Source organism: Psychrobacter sp., from assembly GCF_041554015.1.
GTDB lineage: Bacteria > Pseudomonadota > Gammaproteobacteria > Pseudomonadales > Moraxellaceae > Psychrobacter.
The window spans coordinates 1-6,912 of record NZ_JBFFMS010000066.1 but is presented as its reverse complement, the minus strand read 5'-3'; the positions used below and the strand labels follow the sequence as shown (position 1 = coordinate 6,912).

General features: G+C 42.8%; 5 protein-coding genes. 3 read left to right on the top strand and 2 right to left on the bottom strand.

Features of this window, described 5'->3' with window-relative positions:
- A partial coding sequence (locus tag ABYU67_RS11610) for a YadA family autotransporter adhesin (protein ID WP_372845366.1) occupies positions 1–2,347 on the top strand: 2,347 nt, incomplete at its 5' end.
- A gap of 156 nt (positions 2,348–2,503) precedes the next feature.
- Here the strand turns inward: ABYU67_RS11610 and ABYU67_RS11605 are convergent.
- Positions 2,504–3,367 carry a universal stress protein gene (locus ABYU67_RS11605; RefSeq protein WP_372845364.1) on the bottom strand — a complete coding sequence of 288 codons (864 nt, stop codon included), beginning with the start codon at positions 3,365–3,367 and terminating at the stop codon, positions 2,504–2,506.
- A 739-nt stretch (positions 3,368–4,106) separates the two neighbouring features.
- Between ABYU67_RS11605 and ABYU67_RS11600 the strand changes: the two genes are divergently transcribed.
- Entirely contained in the window at positions 4,107–5,657 is a 1,551-nt protein-coding gene (locus tag ABYU67_RS11600; RefSeq protein WP_372845362.1) for an acetyl-CoA hydrolase/transferase family protein, read from the top strand.
- A 103-nt stretch (positions 5,658–5,760) separates the two neighbouring features.
- Here the strand turns inward: ABYU67_RS11600 and ABYU67_RS11595 are convergent, their stop codons facing one another.
- Positions 5,761–6,468, bottom strand: a complete 708-nt coding sequence (locus ABYU67_RS11595) for a hypothetical protein (RefSeq protein ID WP_372845360.1) — start codon at positions 6,466–6,468, stop codon at positions 5,761–5,763.
- Between the two features lie 174 nt (positions 6,469–6,642).
- Here ABYU67_RS11595 and ABYU67_RS11590 point away from each other — a divergent pair.
- Positions 6,643–6,912, top strand: a 270-nt coding sequence (locus ABYU67_RS11590) for a bestrophin family ion channel (RefSeq protein WP_372845358.1), incomplete at its 3' end; no start/stop codon positions are given.

Sequence of the window (6,912 nt, the reverse complement as noted above, 5' to 3'; positions counted from 1 at the left end):
GGCCAAAGACTTAACCGGTCTTACTAGCGTCACCACGGGTAACACGGTGATGAACACAAGTGGCGTAAGCTTCCTTGGCGGCAGCAGCGTGAAATTAAGCAGCACAGGGTTGAACAGTGGCGGCAATCAAATCACCAATGTTAAAGCTGGTGTGCAAGATACTGATGCAGTTAACGTTGGACAGTTAAATCTGGCCAATAATAACATCGATAAAGGCTTAAACTTTGGCGGAGACAGTGGAACAGATGTCAATCGTAAGCTTGGTCAAAAGCTCACGGTTAAAGGTGGCGATACTATCAATGCTGACCCAGCAACGAAAAATATCAGTGTCACAGCCAATGGTGATGATACTTTAACCGTCAGACTGGCTAAAGATATTAACCTTGGTGAAACTGGTAGCGTGACTACTGGAAATACTCAAATTAATAATGCTGGTATTACGTTGTATCGTGGTGATAACGGTCAAGTAGTTCTGACTAACAATGGTCTGAATAACGGCAATAATAAAATTACTAACGTTGCTGCTGGATTATTGAGCGCTACTAGTAAGGATGCGGTTAACGGTAGTCAGTTATTTAAGACTAACGAAGACATTGCCAAAGGTATTAAGTTCGACCTAAATGGCACAACAAAAACCTATGCATTAGGTGAGGCAATTCAAGTTGCGACTGATACCAACATTACCACTACGGCTTTTGGTAATGGTGCGAAGTTTGGTCTAGCTGACACTATCAAAATCGGTGGCACTAGCGCAAATGCTGTATCAATCGACGGTACTGCCGGTATCGTTAAAGGATTGACCAATACTACTTTTGATGCCAGTACCACCTATACCGGTGGTCAAGCAGCGACTCAGGAGCAGCTATCTGGTCTTCAAAGCGGCATAAGCGACACCTTCGATAAAGGTATCTCGTTTGGTGGCGATAACGCACCAACGACCATCAAACGTAAGCTTGGTGAAAAAATTATCGTCAAAGGTGGAGTGAGTGATCCTACCAAACTAACGGATAGTAATATTGGCGTTATCGCTGATGGTACTGATACTCTAACAGTGAAATTGGCAAAAGACTTAACTGGGCTTAACAGTGCAAGCTTTGGCAATGACGTTATGATTTCATCTACTGGCTTAAGAGCAGGGGCTACTATAGTAAATACGGGTGGCGTCAGCTTCAGTGGTAGTACAGTCGGCTTAAGTAGCAGTGGCCTCAACAATGGTGGTAATGTTATTACCAATGTTGCACGAGGCGAAGCAACTACTGACGCTGTGAATGTTGGACAGTTAAACGAAGTCAAACAAAGTGCAGCTGATGCCAACAAAGGCTGGAATATTAGCGCCCAAGGAGCAAATACCAGCACAGTGAAACCAAGCGATACAGTCGACTTAAACAATACTGATAACAATATAACCGTCTCTAAAACAGCAGAGAGTAATAATGTTAGCTTTAATTTAAGTAAAGACATCGCAGTAGATAGCGTAAAAACGGGTGATGCTACGATGGATAACAGCGGTCTAACTATCGCCGGTGGTCCTAAGTTCACTAAAACCAGTGTCGATGCTGGTGGTAACAAGATTACCAACGTTGCTAATGGTTTCATTGAGGTAGCGAGTAAAGATGCCGTCAATGGTGGACAGTTATTTGAAGTTTTATCTACCATCAATACACAGACAGCTGCGATAGCTGAGATGGGCTCTGGACTCAACTTCGATGCAGATACTGGTCCTGTTATCAACAAAAAAGCAGGTTCTGCTCCACTTACGTTTAAAGGTGGCAATAATATCACCACGACATCAGCAGGCGGTAGCATCAAGTTTGACTTGAACGGCAACATTAATGTCGACAGCGTGACGACTGGTGATACAACCGTCAGCACAAACGGAGTCGTTATTGCAGGTGGCCCTAGTATCACTAAAACCGGTATATATGCAGGCAATGGTGAAACGGCTCCTAGTATGACAGCTGCTGGTATTAATGCTGCTGGCACTAAGATAACCAATGTTGCGGACGGCATGCAACCTAGAGACGCTGTGAACTTCGGACAATTGGACGCAGTCAATAGAAATCTAGGCAATAGCATTAATGAGCTTGGCTACAGAATTGGCGAAGTCGAAGATGACGCCAACGCAGGTATCTCAGCCGCCATGGCGATGTCCTCATTGCCTCAAGCGTACATTATCGGTAAACCGATGATAGGCGGTGGTATCGCGACCTATAATGGTGAAAGTGCTGTCGCGATTGGCTTCTCGAAAATGTCTAATGATGGACGTTGGGTAATGAAGCTAAATGGTACAGCGGACACCCAAGGCAACGTAGGTGCCGCCATCGGTGCAGGTTTCCATTTTGACTAAGCACCTATTTGACTAAACATCTAAGTCAAATAACCATGAAATCTGTTAGATAAATATAAAAAAGCAAGGCACCAGATGCCTTGCTTTTTTATATTTATCAATCTATAAAGAATATCATTGGTATTTATCAAACGTATCGACCCTGATTTTTAGCTATTAGCGTACCAAAATAACTGGCGACAGCGTACTGGCGATAATCTCTGTCGTAGTGCTGCCAAGAAATAGATGCTGTAATTTTGAGCTGCCATAAGCACCCACCACAATAATATCGATTGCATGTTCCATCTGAAAAGCTAATAAGCCATTGACCGCATCAAGCTGCTGAAGATGATGGGTCTCTACCAAGAAACCTGCCGATGTCATCTGCGCATATGCATTAGCCAGACTTTTTTTAGCAGTTTCATTATCATTGCCGATCATCACGATATGACCTTGCATGCCTTTTAATAAGCTGCTCTCTGACAACATAGTTATGGCTTTAATGGCGGTTTTACTAGCGTCGAAGGCTATCATGTACGAGCAAGGCTCTTTGAATCTCTCTGAGCAAATAAGCACCGGTACGTTTGACGCTCGCGCCACTGTCTCGATTTGGCTGCCGATATTGATGCGACTATTCTGATGGTCTTCACCGCGCCGTCCCATAACAATGGCACGATTATGCGCTTTAAAATGCTCAATAGCAGGCAGCAGTTTGCCATGGCGCTGATAAATATAGACGTCTATGTCATCAAACCGACTGTTAATATGGCTTTTGGCATCTTGTACTAAGGCGTTGCTATAGCTATTTACTACCTTCGCTCTTTGCTCATCAAGCTGAGACAGTTCATCCAGCAAAAATTGACGGCTATTGATACCGATTGCCCCTGACAAGTCTCTTCTAATGGATGCCGCTACATCACTGACATGCAGCAATCCTACCGAAATATTGAGCCGCTTTGCATACCATGCCGCATAGTCACAGACAGACTCTGTCACTGCTGAGCCATCAATACAAGCCAAAACATGCTGTTGGGTTGTCATCATTCATCCTTAAATAACTGAATACTTATTTTCTTCGCTGCGAAAATTTTATGAAGAAGTTATCACGAACGGCGTTTATATAATCTTTAGCACAGGCGTTTCTTATTATAACCGTTAGCAAAAATATTTTGCCAACTTCTAAAATATAACACACGCTAAGTGTTTTTAAAAATAATGACCATCCTAATCTTGCGGTAAAGATTTTTGTTTTTATGAACAAAAAACCATAAATACAATCGATATGATTTCTTGATTAAATAAAAATATCTGGTTTTATATTTTGAATACGGTGTTTAAAGGTATGTGTTTTCATTTTTATATGCCCCATGGTAAGTATCTTTTTTCCAAGCTATATCAGTCCAAAATAAGCTAAGAACAAACATTACAAAGGCTTAATGGGAAAAGCTTTTTCTTGCTTGCTAGGTCCTGAGCAGACAGAGGCTGTGTAAAAACTATTCTATTGCTGCTGTATCGTTTTTATGCTGAAATCACTGAAAAGAAAAATCTATTTGACTGCTATCTAGAGAAATAAAAAACTCTAGGTATAACATATTAAAAACGAACTAATGTTAGTTTTTATAGAGTGGGTAAAATCTCTATCGGTAAATTTAAGCCAATCAACTTGTTTTTTATGGGAAAGTTGCTAATATGCATCAATGCATTTTATTGTTGGTTTCGTATCAAACGCTTCATCATGAAGTGGTTTGATTTTAATATGGAAGTTACTAGGAAAAAAGGTATGACATCATTAAATCATGAAGGTCGCGTGCTTCACGAAGGTCTAAGCAAAAAAATTATGTCTGCTGAGCAAGCAGCAGCGTTCATCAAAAACGACATGAATGTCGGTATGAGTGGCTTTACTGGCGCAGGTTATCCAAAGGCGATACCAGCCGCGCTTGCCAAACATATGCAAGCGGCTCATGCGCGCGGTGAAGACTTTCAAATTGGTTTATTGACGGGTGCCTCTACTGCAACTGAGTGTGATGGCGTGTTGGCAGAGGCGAACGGCATCAAGTGGCGCACGCCATATCAATCAGAGCCTGCGCTACGTAAACAAGTCAATGCTGGCGCCGCGCATTACTTTGATATGCATTTATCGCATGTGGCACAGCAGAGCACCATTGGTTTTTATGGCAAGATGCATATAGCGGTCGTTGAAGTATCTGGTATTTTACCAGATGGTCGCCTGATTCCATCGACGTCTATCGGTAACAACAATGCTTGGCTAGAGAATGCAGACAAAATCATCTTAGAAGTCAATGCGCAGCAAAGCTTAATGTTAGAAGGTATGCATGATGTTTATAATGATATCGGTATGCCACCAAACCGCAAGCCAATTCCACTTGTGACCCCAGGCGGACGTATCGGTGTGCCATATCTACATTGTGACCTAGATAAAGTGGTTGGCGTTGTCTTAACGAATTCACCAGATCGCAACAGCAAGTTCTCAGACCCTGACGAGTGCTCAAACAAAATTGCCAGTCATATCATTGATTTCTTCCATGATGAAGTCAAAAAAGGTCGTATGCCAGAAAATTTATTGCCTATCCAGTCTGGTGTGGGTAACGTTGCCAATGCCGTATTGGCAGGACTGCAAAACAGCCCGTTTGAGAATTTGACTGGCTACACCGAAGTATTGCAAGACGGTATGTTGGATCTTATTATGTCTGGAAAAATGACCATGGCGTCGGCAACCGCACTGTCATTAAGCCCAGATGCGCTAGAGCGTTTTAATGCCAATATCGAAGAGCTGCGCGCGCGTATCGTATTGCGTCCACAAGAAATCACCAACCATCCTGAAGTCGCGCGTCGCTTAGGCGTATTGGCCATTAATGCCATGATTGAGTGTGACCTTTATGGTAACGTCAACTCAACCCACGTTATGGGCACCAATATGATGAATGGCTTGGGCGGTTCAGGTGATTTTGCTCGTAACGCTTATACCTCATTCTTTGTGTCGCCATCCGTAGCAAAAGATGGCGCCATCTCTTGTATTACGCCGATGGTTTCGCATCATGATCATACTGAGCATGATGTAATGGTCATCGTCACTGAGCAAGGACTGGCAGATTTGCGTGGTCTATCTCCACGTCAGCGCGCACAAGCGATTATTGATAACTGCGCTCATCCTGACTATCGCCCAATGCTGCAAGATTATTTTGATCGTGCCTCAGATACGGCTGGTATGCAAACGCCGCATATCTTGGACGAAGCCCTATCATGGCATCAGCGTTATGTCGAAACTGGCGATATGCGTGTCAAAAAAGCAGCTTATAAAATTGCCGTTTAATATGATAGGTTTTGTAGCAGCATAAATAACTATCCTAAAAAAAGCCCCTTATTTAATATATAAGGGGCTTTTTCTTGGTGCTATAGATGATTTAAAGCCAGTTCTAACGGCCGGTAAAGACAATCGCTTTTGTGCCGTTAATAGTCGGTTGACTAATCGTCACTTTGCTGTCTAAGATATCACCGCGCGCATTGATTTTATAGCATTCTGATGAGGCGCCATTGGGATCATTGGCGACGAGTAGGTTGGCTGAGGTGTCGATACAAAACCATGCGGTGTTATTGGTATCTCTGGTCAGTGACCAGCCTTGTCTGTAGCTACCTATCTTATTGCGCATACTTCTATCGGCGTAGACCTCCTCTGCAATCAATGGACTAGAGGAGCCAACGGTTGCTAGTTTGGGAATGGTAGTGCTCTGAGTGGCGAGTGAGTACTTGCCTGAGCTGTCGGTATAACCATGAAAAACCAATGGGTTTACCGTAAAGTAATTGATGGCGACAGATTGGTCAGTGATTTGATTGTTTATTTTGTTAATCGTATTTACTTCAGCCCCTTGTACTTGTTTATTTTTAAATACCATATTGCCTTTTGGCGTAACAGTAATATCTGCTGAGGCGCTTTGGTTACCGACGCTCGCTACCAAGCTTTGACTACGTGCTTTGGTATAGATATTGAGCATAGCGGCTTCAACAGGGTATTGGGTGACGATGGTGTTTTGGTTGCCTGTGCCTATTGTGCCACCGTTTATCCCGCCAGCACACGCGCTCAAGCTTAATGCCACTGCGGCGCATAATCCTAATTTTTTCATCATGCATTCCTTGTTTTATTTATATGATTATTTTACTGATATGCTTTTGTCAATATCTACTATAGTTGAATTTTTGCCCGCTAGCACCTACTATGTCATCTTGAGCTCGTTATCCTTACATCACTATAACAATCAATGATTTTTTAGAAATCTATCGTTTAATAATGGCATAAGAGTATGATCGTCAAGCAAAATCCTAGTGCCATCAAGCTATTTTTTACCTTGCGTGGCTCAATTGTACCCAAGGTATATCCTCAAATTTTACTGATTGGTCTTATCAGTGCGCTGATCACCAATATTCAGCATGGCTTTCCAAGCTCTTTTTCTTCTTATAGCGTCGCGCCTTTTACCTTACTTGGGATAGCCTTGTCGTTGTTTTTGGGCTTTCGTAATAATGCCAGCTATCAAAGGTGGTGGGAAGCAAGGGGGCTATGGGGGCAGTTGGTT

Coding starts and splice junctions, on each gene's coding strand:
- ABYU67_RS11605 (WP_372845364.1), bottom strand. CDS start 3,367: ATGACAACCCAACAGCATGTTTTGGCTTGTATTGATGGCTCAGCAGTG.
- ABYU67_RS11600 (WP_372845362.1), top strand. CDS start 4,107: ATGACATCATTAAATCATGAAGGTCGCGTGCTTCACGAAGGTCTAAGC.
- ABYU67_RS11595 (WP_372845360.1), bottom strand. CDS start 6,468: ATGATGAAAAAATTAGGATTATGCGCCGCAGTGGCATTAAGCTTGAGC.